The 13,911-nt window shown below is 39.8% G+C and carries 10 protein-coding genes; 6 read left to right on the top strand and 4 right to left on the bottom strand.

Going from position 1 to position 13,911, the window contains the following annotated elements; genetic code table 11:
• Window positions 1–18 precede the first annotated feature (18 nt).
• Window positions 19–1,287: a peptidase T gene (gene pepT / locus SKC36_RS00590; protein ID WP_459463966.1), complete on the top strand. Its 1,269-nt coding sequence runs from the start codon at window positions 19–21 to the stop codon at window positions 1,285–1,287.
• Between the two features lie 127 nt (window positions 1,288–1,414).
• On the opposite strand, the gene guaA is transcribed toward pepT, so the two are convergent.
• Together guaA and SKC36_RS00580 are read right to left on the bottom strand one after the other, a co-directional pair.
• The gene (gene guaA / locus SKC36_RS00585; RefSeq protein WP_459463964.1) at window positions 1,415–2,938 is read right to left on the bottom strand and encodes a glutamine-hydrolyzing GMP synthase; all 1,524 of its coding nucleotides are present in this window, start codon (window positions 2,936–2,938) and stop codon (window positions 1,415–1,417) included.
• A 72-nt stretch (window positions 2,939–3,010) separates the two neighbouring features.
• Window positions 3,011–4,186, bottom strand: a complete 1,176-nt coding sequence (locus SKC36_RS00580) for an exo-beta-N-acetylmuramidase NamZ family protein (protein WP_459463962.1) — start codon at window positions 4,184–4,186, stop codon at window positions 3,011–3,013.
• A 78-nt stretch (window positions 4,187–4,264) separates the two neighbouring features.
• On the opposite strand from SKC36_RS00580, the gene SKC36_RS00575 reads away from it, so the two are divergent.
• Both SKC36_RS00575 and SKC36_RS00570 read left to right on the top strand, forming a co-directional pair.
• Complete coding sequence (locus SKC36_RS00575; protein WP_459463960.1) at window positions 4,265–5,473, top strand: ABC transporter permease; 1,209 nt, start codon at window positions 4,265–4,267, stop codon at window positions 5,471–5,473.
• A gap of 2 nt (window positions 5,474–5,475) precedes the next feature.
• Entirely contained in the window at window positions 5,476–7,326 is a 1,851-nt protein-coding gene (locus SKC36_RS00570; protein ID WP_459463958.1) for a M61 family metallopeptidase, read from the top strand.
• Here the strand turns inward: SKC36_RS00570 and SKC36_RS00565 are convergent.
• Both SKC36_RS00565 and SKC36_RS00560 read right to left on the bottom strand, forming a co-directional pair.
• Window positions 7,316–9,592: an NADP-dependent malic enzyme gene (locus SKC36_RS00565; protein ID WP_459454877.1), complete on the bottom strand. Its 2,277-nt coding sequence runs from the start codon at window positions 9,590–9,592 to the stop codon at window positions 7,316–7,318. The genes SKC36_RS00570 and SKC36_RS00565 overlap by 11 nt on opposite strands.
• A gap of 21 nt (window positions 9,593–9,613) precedes the next feature.
• Window positions 9,614–10,873: a cation:dicarboxylate symporter family transporter gene (locus SKC36_RS00560; protein WP_459454876.1), complete on the bottom strand. Its 1,260-nt coding sequence runs from the start codon at window positions 10,871–10,873 to the stop codon at window positions 9,614–9,616.
• Window positions 10,874–11,003: 130 nt separating this feature from the next.
• On the opposite strand from SKC36_RS00560, the gene trxB reads away from it, so the two are divergent.
• The 3 genes from trxB to bshB1 are packed head-to-tail and all read left to right on the top strand — an operon-like array spanning window position 11,004 to window position 13,765.
• On the top strand, window positions 11,004–11,942 hold the full coding sequence (gene trxB, locus SKC36_RS00555) for a thioredoxin-disulfide reductase (RefSeq protein WP_459454875.1): 939 nt from the start codon (window positions 11,004–11,006) through the stop codon (window positions 11,940–11,942).
• A 9-nt stretch (window positions 11,943–11,951) separates the two neighbouring features.
• Window positions 11,952–13,049, top strand: coding sequence for a peptidoglycan DD-metalloendopeptidase family protein (locus SKC36_RS00550; protein WP_459454874.1), 1,098 nt, complete (start codon window positions 11,952–11,954; stop codon window positions 13,047–13,049).
• 2 nt (window positions 13,050–13,051) lie between these two features.
• A complete protein-coding gene (bshB1, locus tag SKC36_RS00545) occupies window positions 13,052–13,765 on the top strand; it encodes a bacillithiol biosynthesis deacetylase BshB1 (protein WP_459464728.1) in 714 nt (237 codons plus the stop codon).
• Window positions 13,766–13,911 lie beyond the last annotated feature (146 nt).

Genomic DNA, 13,911 nt, shown 5'->3' with positions numbered 1-13,911 from the left:
CAAAAATAATCGGTTTTTATGACCAATATCTCGCAAAAATTCAAAAAGTACACGTATAGTTCCGCCAATCGATTTCTTACTTATGTACAAATTGATACTCAGTCTGATCCAAACTCCACTAGCAGTCCTACAACAGACAAACAAAAAGATTTAGGAAAAGTTTTGGTTCATGAATTAAAACAACTAGGCTTAGATTCCGCCCATTTAGATGAATATGGGTATGTCTATGCACAGCTGCCAAGCAATGTCCCAAAATCCATTCCTGCTATTTGTTTTTGTGCCCACATGGATACCTCCCCAGATTGCTCAGGAAAGGATGTTAAGCCATTGATCCATCGAAATTACCAAGGTCAAGATTTGATTTTGCCCGATGACAACTCCGTAGTCATCCGCCTAGATGAGCATCCAGATTTGGCCGAACAAATAGGACATGATATCATTACAGCCAGCGGAAAGACACTTTTAGGAGCAGATAATAAAGCAGGAGTGGCAGAAATCATGGATGCCATTCAATTCTGGGTTCAACATCCTGAAGTTCCTCATGGGCCCATTTCCATCTTATTTACACCTGACGAAGAAGTCGGAAAAGGTACAGACCATGTCAACCTAGAAAAGGTCAATGCACAATTTGGATATACCATTGACGGAGAAAAAAGAGGGCATTTAGAAAATGAAACGTTTTCAGCCGATGGGTTTAGTATTAAAATTGAAGGTATTTCTCAACATCCAGGCTTTGCCAAAGGCCGAATGGAAAGTGCCATTAAAATAGCGGCTGAAATCATTCATTTGCTGCCTAAAGATTACCTGAGCCCGGAAAGCACAGAAAAAATGGAAGGGTTTATACATCCGGTTGAGATTACGGGAAGCGTGGAAACTGCGGAAATCCATTTCATCTTACGTGATTTCAAGACAGAAAAGCTTTCAGAATATGGGGCCTTATTGAAAGATATTACTCAGGAAGTGCTTAAAAACTATCCACATGCTAAGGCTGAATTTATTCAAACGGAGCAATACCGAAATATGAATGAAATATTAGTCAATTATCCTGAATGCCTAGAAAATGCCATGGAGGCTATGAAAAGAGCTGGTTTACAAGCAGAAATGCAAAGTATACGGGGTGGTACGGACGGTTCCCGACTTACCTTCATGGGTTTACCTTGCCCCAATATATTTGCTGGGGAGCATGCTTTTCATAGTAAACAAGAATGGGTCAGCATCCAAGACATGCAAAAGGCCACTGAAACCATCGTTCATTTAGCAGCCATTTACGCAGAAAAGGGAACCTAAGTTCCCTTTTTTTGTAAGCATTTTCATTAATTCGCTCCGTTTTTTCCAACGCTGTCAGCGTTCCAAACGCTGCCAGCGTTACGGAGCGTCAACGTTTTAAAAATTTATTTGTTGTCCAAGTTCTTGGTTATTCCCACTCAATGGTTGCTGGTGGTTTGGAAGAAATATCATACACAACCCGATTTACCCCTTTTACCTTATTGATAATTTCATTTGAAATTTTACCTAGGAATTCATAGGGTAAATGACACCAGTCGGCAGTCATACCGTCCAAACTACTTACAGCCCTCAAGGCAACTACTTGCTCATAGGTTCTTTCATCCCCCATCACCCCTACGGAATGAATCGGCAATAAGATTGCACCAGCTTGCCAAACTTGATCGTAAAGCCCTTCAGATTTCAAGCCATTTATAAAAATAGCATCCACTTTTTGAAGGATATCCACTTTCTCCGGTGTTATATCTCCTAAAATACGAATGGCTAAACCTGGACCTGGGAAAGGATGGCGACCTAAAATATCTTGTGGTATGCCTAAGGTTTTTCCTACCTTTCTCACTTCATCCTTGAACAAGGTATTCAAAGGCTCTACTACCTTCAATTTCATGAAATCAGGTAATCCGCCCACATTATGATGGGATTTGATGGTGGCAGATGGTCCTTTGACAGAAACTGACTCTATGACATCTGGGTAAATAGTACCCTGGCCTAACCAAGCAACACCCTCAATAGCATGTGCTTCATGATCAAAGACATCGATGAAGGTTTTACCTATCGCTTTTCGCTTCAACTCTGGATCACTTAAACCTGCCAATGCATCGTAAAAACGCTGTTTTGAATCTACTCCCTTGACATTTAAACCTAAGGAATGATAGGATTCTAATACTTGTTCAAACTCATCTTTGCGCAGCAATCCATTATCCACAAATATGCAATACAAATTTTTACCAATAGCCCGATGCAATAATACCGCCGCTACCGAACTATCCACTCCACCTGATAAACCTAATACGACTTTATCCTGACCTAATTTTTCTTTCAAATTAGCTACTGTTGTTTCTACGAAGGAATCAGAAGTCCAATCTTGTGTACAATCACAGACCTTCACCACGAAGTTTCTTAAAATGATACTTCCTTCTGTACTATGCGTAACCTCAGGATGGAATTGAATTCCAAAAATTGGCTTAGAAACGTGTGCAAAAGCTGCTACTTTAACTGATTCCGTAGAACCAATAACTTCATACATGGCAGGTAATTCCATAATGGTATCACCATGCGACATCCATACTTGGCTATTACTGGAAATTTCATCCCACAAAATAGAATCCTTAGTACCCGTTAAATGAGCACGACCATACTCTCTATGTTGGGACGCCTGAACCGAACCTCCTCCTTGATGAGCTAATAATTGAGCCCCATAACATATACCCAAAATAGGTAAGTCACCAAATAGGCTTAAATCTACTCTTGGAGAATCTTCATCACGGACTGAACAAGGACTACCTGATAAAATAATTCCTTTGACTGAGGAATCGATGCTAGGTATATGATTATAAGGATGTATTTCACAATATACTTGAAGCTCACGAACTCTTCGGGCTATCAATTGAGTCACCTGAGAACCAAAGTCAAGAATAATAATTTTTTCCGCCATAGCTGCTTTAAATAAAAATAAACGGCAAAGGTCGCAATTTTAAACGAAAAGTCGAGTATTTATTTTGTATTTCTACCGATAAATCAGGTACTTTTCTCGAATCTTTTTATACTCTTTCAAGCCTTCCTGCCAAGTGGCTCGTATTTGCTTTTCTGATTTCCCTTCTAACATCATTTTCCTAAGTTCATTGGTTCCTGCTAGCTTATCAAAAAAGCTCGGGCTGGTAAAAAACGACTCTTTTTTACCCGAATTTTCAAAGAAATAGAATAGATATTTCAAACTAAATCCTAGCTCACGAGTATCTATTTTTGTTAAATCAAAACCATAGCATAGCTTTCCTTTCAAGGGTGGTTCCATGGCTCCCGGCATGGGCATAGGGGTGAATGTATAATCACCTAAACCAGCTACATTAGTACCTGCTACTTGAAATTGGGTCATGGTGCCTCTACCAATACTAACATTGGTCCCTTCAAAAAGACATAAGGAAGGGTATAAGCCTATAGCTTGATCATTTGGAAGATTAGGTGAAGGCGCCACGGTAATTTGCACCTTATCTGCGTGCTTGTATTTTTTAACAGGAATAATACTTAAATCACATTGAATTCCCCGATCTAACCAGGCCTCTCCATTGATCATTTTGGCCAACTCGCCTAAGGTACATCCATGCACCACCGGAATTGGATTTAACCCTACAAAAGAGGCAAATTCTTTTTCCAAAACAGGACCATCTACATAGTGGCCATTGGGATTTGGACGATCGAGTATGATTAATTTAACGCTGTTTTCAGCACAAGCTTCCATCACATAATGTAAAGTAGAACTGTAGGTATAAAACCTAGTTCCTACATCCTGAATGTCAAATATCACCACATCAATACCTTCCAAATCTGCTTTGGTCGGTTTCTTATGTGCTCCATACAATGAAATGATGGGTAATCCTGTCTTTTCATCCTTCCCATTATCAATATGTGCTCCAGCATCTGCTGTACCCCTAAAACCATGTTCAGGTGCAAAAATCTTTTTAATGGGAACCTTTAAAGACAATAAGGTATCTGCCAAATGAGTTTTACCCAAAACCGAAGTATGATTAACGACCAAACCAACTCGCTTGTCGAAAATCATTGGCAAATAGGTCGCAATTTGTTGATCTCCAGGGATAGCTTTGCTAGACTGAGCTAGAGTAACCTGAGGCAGTAGACTAGAGGAAAAAAACAACAATAAAATCAATAGCTTGTAGATTCGATGCATTCCTATTTTCTTTGCGGTTTAAAATTTACTTTATCAAATATCTGATAAATTTTAAGATAATTAACGTAAATCGACTGAATGAATTTTCCACTTTTTGTTGCACGTCGGATTCGTAATACCCATGAAACTTCCTTTTCTAAAACGGTTACCTATGTAGGTATAGGAACAGTAGCAATGGGAGTAAGCATCATCCTCATTGCCTTTTCTATTCTATTTGGCTTTAAAGATGCCATTCAAGATAAATTAACCCGTTTTGCTGGAGATATACATATCAGCCAAATAAGTGGCAATCATTCCCTTTCTGATAGCCCGATGAGGAGAAATTTGGCATGGGAAAAAAATATCCTTAAAAACCCCTCGGTGGACCACATTCAGGCTCATTTACAGAAACCCGGCATACTAGTGGGAGAAGCTGGTTTGGCGGGAATCGTCATCAAAGGAATAGGAAATGATGTGCCTAAAGACCAACTGGCCAACAATTTGCTGCAAGGGCAGTCACAAATACATCATCCCCAGGACATCATCATGAGTAATAGCTTAGCTAAACAACTGAAAGTCAAGCTAAATAGTAGCTTAATTCTATATTTTCTATCTAATCCCGAACGGCCAAGGAAAGTAAAAATCACCGGGATTTATGAGACAGGATTAGAAGAATTAGATAAAATGTTCATTTTAGCAGACCGTTCATGGGTTCAAAAAATGAATGGCTGGTCCACTGATTCCATCGGAACTTATGAGGTATTTTTGAAAAAATCAGCGGATTTATATCAATCTGCGGATGAAATAGAATCAAAGATGCCTGCCGAATGGCGATTGGAAACCATCACTGAATTATACCCTGCCCTATTCGACTGGATGATGATGCTGGATAGGAATATTGTCATATTTATTTCACTGCTATTGGTAGTAGCCTGTTTTAATCTCATTGCGACACTATGGGTCCTTATCATGGAACGTATTCCCATGGTCGGATTATTGAAAGCCATGGGGGCTAACCATAGACAAATTCGAACCATTTTTTGGTGGAATGGTTTCTTTATTCTACTTAGAGGATTAGCCATAGGCAATGTATTGGCCATTCTTTTTTGTTACGTACAATCCGAGTACCACCTAATTCCTTTGGATCCTGAAAGTTATTATATGAACTCTGTTCCCATAATTTGGTCCATGTCCACATGGCTTTGGGTCAATTTGGGTACCAGTATTTTGGTGGCTATCATCATTACACTACCAACCATCTTCATCAAAAAAATTCAAGCTCAAGAGGCACTGCAATACAAGCATTAATTATGAAAAAAATTCAACTACTTTTTTGGCTACTTGCCTCGACGCTGGCCTTTGGGCAAGAAAAAGTTCAGTATAAGATTGATTTAAACAAGCTGACTAATGACCGTTTAGAGGTAGTTGTTAAAGCACCTAAATTCAAACAAAAGGAGGTAATTTATGCCCTTCCTAAAATAGTACCAGGAACTTATGCCAACTATGATTTCGGTCGATTTGTTCAAGATTTCAGGGCATTAGATGCAGTGGGTAAAAACTTGAAATACAAAAAAACTGGGCCGAATACCTACCAGATTTCCAATGCCTCCCAATTAACTGAATTACGGTATTTTGTCCATGATACTTGGGATAGCCCTGAAATACCTGGCGATTATGTCTTCGAACCGGCGGGTACTTCCTTCCAACAAGATAGTTTATTTGCACTCAATACGCATGCCATGTTGGGATATTTCGTTGGCCATGAAAAAGCCCAAGTACAATTATCCATCGATAAACCCAAGAACCTATACGGGGCCAGTTCCCTGCAAAACAAAAGCAAAACTAGTACAGACCAATTTGAAGCCATCCATTATCAAGAACTGATTGATGCGCCTTTGATGTATGCTTCTCCAGATACGCTAAGTTTTCCCTTAGCCAATGCCAACATTTTGATTTCAGTTTATTCACCCAATAAAATGTGCTCAGCGGCGCAAGTAGCGGAACAAATCAAACCTTTACTGGAAGCGCAAAAAAAATACTTAGGGGGGCAATTACCCGTATCTAACTACGCCTTTATCATCGTTCTATCTGACAACATCAAAAATGGCAGTTATGGGGCATTAGAACACGCCCAATCCTCCTTTTATTATTTACCAGAAGGAAACATTCAAACCTTAGCAGAAACTATACGAGAAGTATGCGCACATGAATTCTTTCATATTGTCACTCCTTTGAATATCCATTCGGAAGAAATAGGAAACTTTAATTTTTTAGAGCCTAAGATGTCTAAACACCTCTGGCTATATGAAGGCTTAACCGAATACGCGGCGCATCATGTTCAATTAAAATACCAAATCACCGACCTGAAAAAATTCATGTCGACCTTTGAAAATAAGTGGGAAGTAATGAATGTCCAATTTGACAGAAAATTACCTTTCACGACGATGAGTGAGAAAGTGCTGGACAAATACAAGGATGAATATGGCAATGTCTACCAAAAAGGTGCTTGGCTGGGTTTTGGATTAGATTTAACCCTAAGAAAACTGAGCCAAGGCAAATATGGAACCCAAGAAATGATGCGGGATTTAGCCCAATATTATGGGCCTCATCAATCTTTTAAAGACAATGATTTATTTGATCAATTGGTCAAAATCACTCAAAAACCTGAATTAAAAACCTTTTTCCAGAAATACATAGAGGGTAAAGAGGAAATCCCTGTGGCTGACTGGCTACACCTCATTGGATATGAAATTCAGGAATTTAGTGCCAGTCCGATCAAGTCTTTGGGATTCGATTTTCAATCCTTAAACGTCAATGCTGAAACGCATCGTGCTGTAATAAACTCTGAAGATGGAATCAATGAATTTGGAAGAATGCTTGGCTTACAAGCCAAAGATGAATTGGTTTTTGTCAATCAACTTTCTTTTAGCCTAGAAAATTTCAGTACAAATGCAGCTAAAGTACTCAAAGACATACAATTAGGGGATATCTTAGAGGTAGAAGTAGCTAGACCCAAAGGAAATGGTCTGTATGAAACGGTTCGCTTAAAAGCTCCATTTCAAACAAGTATGGGCAACGCTCCGACCTCTTTTGTACCACAGAAGAATCCAAGCGATGCCCAATTGGAATTAAGAAAACAATGGATGAATTCTATTCCGTAGTTTGTGCTTCAACTACGGCAATAGCCACCATGTTGACAATTTCTCGAACACTAGCCCCTAATTGCAGCACGTGAACCGGTTTTCGTAAACCTAAAAGAATTGGGCCGATGTATTCTATTTCAGCGGCTTCTTTCAATAAGTTGTAGGCTATGTTAGCTGCCGATAAATTAGGAAAAATCAATGTATTGGCTGTTTCATTTCCGAGTGATGCAAAAGGATAATTTTGCTGACGTAGTTCCTTATCAAAGGCCAAGTGAGCTTGCATTTCACCTTCAATCAACCATTGAGGATATTTTTCCTGCAAAATATGGGTAGCCTCACGCATTTTAATGGCATCATCTCCATCGGCTGAACCGAAATTGGAATAGCTCAACAAAGCAATTCTAGGTTGCAAATTAAAACGCTCTACGGCCTCACCCGTCAAGCGGGTTATTTCTACGATATCATCCACACTAGGTTGAAAATTAATGGTCGTATCAGAGAAAAATAGCGGTCCTTTCTTGCTTAAAAGTAAATACATACCGGCTACTTTTTTCACCCCTGGCTTTTTACCGATAATCTGTAAGGCAGGACGAATAGCTTCCGGATAGTTTTTGGTTAAACCCGATATTACTCCATCGGCACGATATGTTTCCAACATCATGGCCGCAAAATAATTACTTTTACGAACCTGATTTTCAGCTTCCCAGCGCGTATAACCACGTCTTTTACGTTTTTCGTAAAATAAATCAGCAAATTCCTTTAATAGAGGTTCATTATCAGGATGCTTAAAATCCAAGATTTCGGTGCCTTGTAAATCAATGTGATGCTCCTCACAAATGGCTTCAATGGCAGCTTGATTACCCAATAATATAGGTTTAGCTATTCCTTCATCCAATACCTCTCGCACTGCTTTAAGAACTTTCAGATTTTGAGCATCTGCAAAAACTATCCGTTTAGGATTACTTTTTGCTCGTTTCAAAATGAATTTCATCACCTGGTTGTCCAAACCTAAGCGTTTAGCCAATTGATTTTCATATTCATCCCAATTCTTAATGTGAACAGTTGCCACACCTGAGTCCATAGCTGCCTTGGCTACTGCCATAGAAACCGTGGTAATCAAGCGTGGATCCACTGGCTTTGGAATGATGTATTCTGGTCCAAAACTGATGCTTTTTTCATTGTATGCCAAATTCACAATATCGGGAACAGGCTTTTTTGCTAAGCAAGCCAAGGCCTTGGCCGCAGCTAATTTCATTTCATCGTTAATCTCGGAAGCTCTCACATCCAGCGCACCTCTAAATATAAATGGGAAGCCGAGTACATTGTTAACTTGGTTAGGATAATCGGAACGACCAGTGGCCATGATTAAATCATCCCTAACGGCCTTAGCTTCTGCGTAACCAATTTCCGGAGTTGGGTTGGCCATAGCAAAAACCACTGGATCTTTAGCCATGGAGGCTACCATTTCAGGCTTAAGAATATTTCCCACCGAAAGGCCCAAAAAGACATCTGCACCTTTCATGGCTTCTGCCAAGGTTTTCTTGATATTGGCTTCACATGCCAATGGACTTACATAAGGATTTAGGTCTGTTCTAGCTTTTGATACTAAACCATCTTTATCAAAAATGAGGAAATTCTCAATTTTTGCTCCTAATTGAAGGTATAATTTAATACAGGAAATGGCTGCTGCACCGGCACCAGAAACAACAAATTTTGCCTGCTCAATTTTTTTTTCGACAATTTCCAAGGCATTTAATAAAGCCGCTGAAGAAATAATGGCAGTTCCGTGCTGATCATCATGCATGATTGGAATCTTCAAGCGCTTTTTTAATTTCTCTTCTATCTCAAAGCACTCAGGCGACTTAATGTCTTCCAAATTTATTCCTCCAAAAGTAGGTTCTAAACGTACAACCGTTTCTACAAAATCATTGGGCTCTATGCAATTCAACTCCAAATCAAAAACATCGATATCGGCAAAAATCTTGAATAAAACACCCTTTCCTTCCATCACAGGTTTACTTGCTTCAGGACCAATATTCCCTAAACCCAATACGGCCGTTCCGTTGGAAATTACCCCAACTAAATTGCCTTTAGCCGTATATTGATACACTTTCTCAGGAAAAGCGGCAATCTCTAAACATGGCTCTGCTACACCGGGAGAATAGGCTAGTGATAAATCCCGCTGAGTGGCTGTTGATTTGGTGGGTTTTACTTCAATCTTCCCTGGCTTACCTTCGGAATGGTAAGCTAAGGCATCTTGTTTTAAAATAGATGAGATGGACATAATTTGATATGTTGATGAATGTTATTCTGATTCGGGGGCATGAAACTCTCCTTCGTGCTTGGCTAACCAAACCGTCGCGACTCCATTTCCAATGAAATTCGTAATCGCTCTAGCTTCTGACATAAAGCGATCAACGCCCAATAAAAGAGCTAAACCCTCTAGAGGAATTACTTGTAAGGCTGTTAAGGTAGATGCTAACACCACAAAACCACTTCCTGTGACTCCTGCGGCACCTTTAGAAGTTACCATCAACACGCCAATGATGGTTAATAATTGTTCCCAGTTGAGCTGAATACCATACACTTGGGCTAAAAATAAGGTTGCCATGGATAGGTAAATACTCGTTCCATCCAAATTAAAGGAATACCCAGCTGGCACGACCAATCCCACCACGGATTTTGAGCAACCCATTTTTTCTAATTTTTGCATCAAAGAGGGTAATGCAGCTTCAGAAGAAGATGTACCCAAAACGATTAATAATTCGGCTTTGATATAGCTCAAAAATGAGGTAATTCGTTCACCGCAAGAACGCATGACCAAGGCTAAAATGACAAAAATAAACAAAGCCATGGTGATGTATACAGAGGCCATTAATTTAGCTAAAGGCAATAGGGAATGTATACCAAATTTTCCAATCGTATAAGCCATACCTCCCATAGCCCCCAGAGGTGCCATGTACATCACCCAATGCAAGGCTTTAAAAACCCAATGCGAGGCTTGTTCCATTCCTGAAATCATACGAGCCTTACCACGAACAGAGTTTAAAAAGATGCCAAAAAAGATGGAAAAGAATAAAACTTGAACAGTAAAATTTTCCTTTAAAAACAATAACCAAGAGAAAGAGGCCGCCTTTGCCGTGTATTTACTAATATCTCCACCGGCCACATCTGAACGAATAACACCCTCACCTGGCACCAAAATAGTGGAAACAAATAAACCAATAATCAAAGCTATGGTGGTAATCACCTCAAAGTACAATAAGGCTTTCCCTCCTACTCGACCTACCTTTTTGAGATTACCCATATTGACAATTCCCAAACTAATGGTAAGGAAGATGATGGGGTGAATAAACAATTTGACTAAACTGATGAAAAAACCACTTAGCAACTCACTGACACTAGGCCCCATGCTGATATCTGCACCCAAAAAAGAATAGGCAAACTTCTTTTCCATCAAGGGATACAAGGCCCAATCAGGAGCAAAATGTCCTAAAAGAACACCCAGAAAAATGGAAATTAAAACCCAAAAAGTAAGGTTGTGTGTAATTTTCTTTTTACTCATTCGTTTGAAAGCAGATGATAAACAAATGTAAGGATTAATAGCAAAATATCCTCGTTTGGGATTCTGCGCTTATTTACCGAATTTTGCACCTTCATGAACCTTTTGAGATCTTCAAGGTGTTATTAATTTTATGGCAGAAAAAATAAAATGTTTGATTATCGGCTCAGGGCCGGCAGGTTATACCGCAGCTATTTACGCTTCTAGAGCAGGTTTACAGCCTGTGATGTATCAAGGTGGACAACCAGGTGGTCAATTAACCACGACAACCGAAGTGGATAATTTCCCAGGCTATCCAAAAGGAGTAGATGGCCCTACTATGATGCAGGATTTAGAAAATCAAGCCAAGCGATTTGGTACAGATGTGCGTTTTGGCTTAGCTACCAAAGTGGACTTCAACAGCCAGCCTAAAAAAGTATGGATTGATGATCAAACAGAACTAGAAGCCGATGCCGTTATTATTGCCACGGGTGCTTCTGCCAAATGGTTAGGGCTCGAGGGAGAAACTACTTTCAATGGTTTGGGTGTTTCTGCCTGTGCTGTTTGTGATGGATTCTTTTACCGAAATCAAGTAGTAGCCGTGGTGGGTGCAGGTGATACTGCAGCAGAGGAAGCCAGTTACTTAGCCAATTTGTGTACCGAGGTTCACATGATCGTTCGTAGGAATGAAATGCGGGCTTCTTTGATCATGCAAGAGCGTGTTAAAAATAATCCTAAAATAAAAATTCACTGGAATTCTGAAACAGAAGAAATTTTAGGTGATGCCAATGGCGTAACCGGTATTCGTATCAAAAATAGAGAAACGAATGCCACAGAAGAAATTGCCTTAACTGGATTTTTTGTAGCGATCGGACATCAACCCAATACCGCTATTTTCAAAGGTCAATTGGATATGGATGCTCAAGAATATTTAATTACCGAAAAAGGTAGCTCTCGTACCAATATTCCAGGCGTTTTTGCTTGTGGAGATGTACAAGATTCTATTTATCGTCAAGCCGTAACAGCAGCAGGTAGTGGTTGTATGGCTGCTTTAGACGCTGAGAGATGGTTGGCTTCCAACCATTTACATTAATCTTCATTTATGTCAGTAAAAAACCTGATTTTCTTCCTATCTGTCACTTTTTTTGCCTTTTCTGTAAAGGCACAGGAACGTAATTTGTTCAAAAAAAGCACGAAGATAGAAACCAAATCAAACAGCAATAGCAAAGAAAAGAAAGAGGAAATAGACGATCTACCTCCTTTACAATTCCGCAATGAAACGGAAACTACAGGCATGGTGGCTGGTTCTGAGATGCAGGAACGTAAATACGAACCCATAAAGATTTTAAATCCAACCATCAGTAATTTCGACACCACCTCGATCGATGAAGGGGAAGCCCTAGTGGTAGAAATAGAGGAAGAAAATGCCCCGGTAGGAAGTGAGGATTTTGTAACGGTTGCCTCCTATTTTGCCATTTGGGATACCAAAAGTATTGATCCGTATGATATCGACATCAAAGATTTCGATGAACCGGTGGACATTGAACTTTATAATGTAGGAAGTGGAAGAAATTGGTCTCCACCCTTGAATGTGGTTAAACAAACCAGTCCATTCGGACCGCGTTGGGGACGTTTGCATGCTGGAGTTGACCTCGACTTAGAAACAGGTTACCCCGTTATGTCGGCCTTTGACGGCATTGTTCGTATTTCAGGATTTGATTATTCCGGTTACGGAAATTACGTAGTTGTTAGGCATTACAATGGACTTGAAACCCTTTATGGGCACCTTTCCAAACGAAATTTTGAACCAGGAACTTTTGTCAAAGCAGGAGATGAAATTGGTTTGGGTGGAAATACAGGTAGAAGTACAGGGTCCCACTTGCACTTTGAAACTAGGTATGAAGGTAATCCATTCAACCCAAACAATGTTTACAATTTAAGCACTGGAGAACCGCTATCGGACCACTTATTAATTACTGCTAGAACTTTCGACCGCCGCTCACTTTCCCTACGAAATGAATATGGAAGTGCGGGTGAAAAAATTCGTTCGAGACGTACCGCCTGGACCCGAGTTCGTTCAGGTGATTCCTTGTATTCCATTGCTCAACGAGCAGGAATATCGGTGACTAAATTGGCTAGATTAAATGGTTTAAAACTTAGCTCCACCATCCGAGCTGGTAGACGTTTACGTATTCACTAATGATGAAACTAGATATTTTAGTTATGGCTGCGCATCCAGATGATGCAGAGCTGGCTTGTTCAGGTACCATTGTATCTCAAATCCAACAAGGAAAAAAGGTGGGGATAGTGGATTTTACCCGAGGTGAATTAGGAACGAGGGGGACGCCTGAGATTAGATTGGCTGAATCAGCTGCAGCGACGGCCATATTGGGCATTCATGCCCGGGAAAACTTGGGGATTAGGGATGGGTTCTTTCAAAATGATGAAGAAAGCCAATTGAAGTTAATTCAAGTTATTCGTAAATACCAACCAGACATTGTACTGGCCAATGCCTTGGAAGACCGACACCCTGACCATGGTAAAGGTGCCCAATTAGCCATTGATGCTTGTTTTTTATCTGGATTAAGAAAGATTGAAACAAAAGACGCTCAGGGTAATTTGCAAGCAGCCTGGAGACCCAAGCACCTTTTTCATTACATTCAAGATCGTTATTTAAATCCTGATTTTGTGATCGATATTAGTGCGCATTGGGATGTCAAGGAACAATCTATACGTGCTTTCAAAAGTCAATTCTTTGACCCTAACTCCACCGAACCAGACTCTTATATTTCCTCTCCTGATTTCTTAGAATTCATCCGCGCAAGATCCATGGAAATGGGCCACAAAATTGGCGTAAAATATGGTGAAGGGTATCAAACCCAGAAAACGATTGGATTAAAAGGATTTGATTTTTAGTGTTTAGTTATTAGTGTTTAGTTATTAGGGGTTAGTTATTAGGGGTTAGTTATTAGGAGTTAGTTATTAGGAGTTAGTTATTAGGAGTTAGTTATTAGGAGTTAGTTATTAGGAGTTAGTTATTAGGAGTTAGTTATTAGGAGTTA

The sequence above is a fragment of the Aquirufa sp. OSTEICH-129A genome, from assembly GCF_054558355.1.
This window is presented reverse-complemented; position numbering and strand designations above follow the sequence as displayed.

Bases quoted from the DNA above. Each gene is read 5' to 3' on its own strand.
- pepT (WP_459463966.1), top strand. From the start codon at position 19: ATGACCAATATCTCGCAAAAATTCAAAAAGTACACGTATAGTTCCGCC.
- guaA (WP_459463964.1), bottom strand. From the start codon at position 2,938: ATGGCGGAAAAAATTATTATTCTTGACTTTGGTTCTCAGGTGACTCAA.
- SKC36_RS00580 (WP_459463962.1), bottom strand. From the start codon at position 4,186: ATGCATCGAATCTACAAGCTATTGATTTTATTGTTGTTTTTTTCCTCT.
- SKC36_RS00575 (WP_459463960.1), top strand. From the start codon at position 4,265: ATGAATTTTCCACTTTTTGTTGCACGTCGGATTCGTAATACCCATGAA.
- SKC36_RS00570 (WP_459463958.1), top strand. From the start codon at position 5,476: ATGAAAAAAATTCAACTACTTTTTTGGCTACTTGCCTCGACGCTGGCC.
- SKC36_RS00565 (WP_459454877.1), bottom strand. From the start codon at position 9,592: ATGTCCATCTCATCTATTTTAAAACAAGATGCCTTAGCTTACCATTCC.
- SKC36_RS00560 (WP_459454876.1), bottom strand. From the start codon at position 10,873: ATGAGTAAAAAGAAAATTACACACAACCTTACTTTTTGGGTTTTAATT.
- trxB (WP_459454875.1), top strand. From the start codon at position 11,004: ATGGCAGAAAAAATAAAATGTTTGATTATCGGCTCAGGGCCGGCAGGT.
- SKC36_RS00550 (WP_459454874.1), top strand. From the start codon at position 11,952: ATGTCAGTAAAAAACCTGATTTTCTTCCTATCTGTCACTTTTTTTGCC.
- bshB1 (WP_459464728.1), top strand. From the start codon at position 13,052: ATGAAACTAGATATTTTAGTTATGGCTGCGCATCCAGATGATGCAGAG.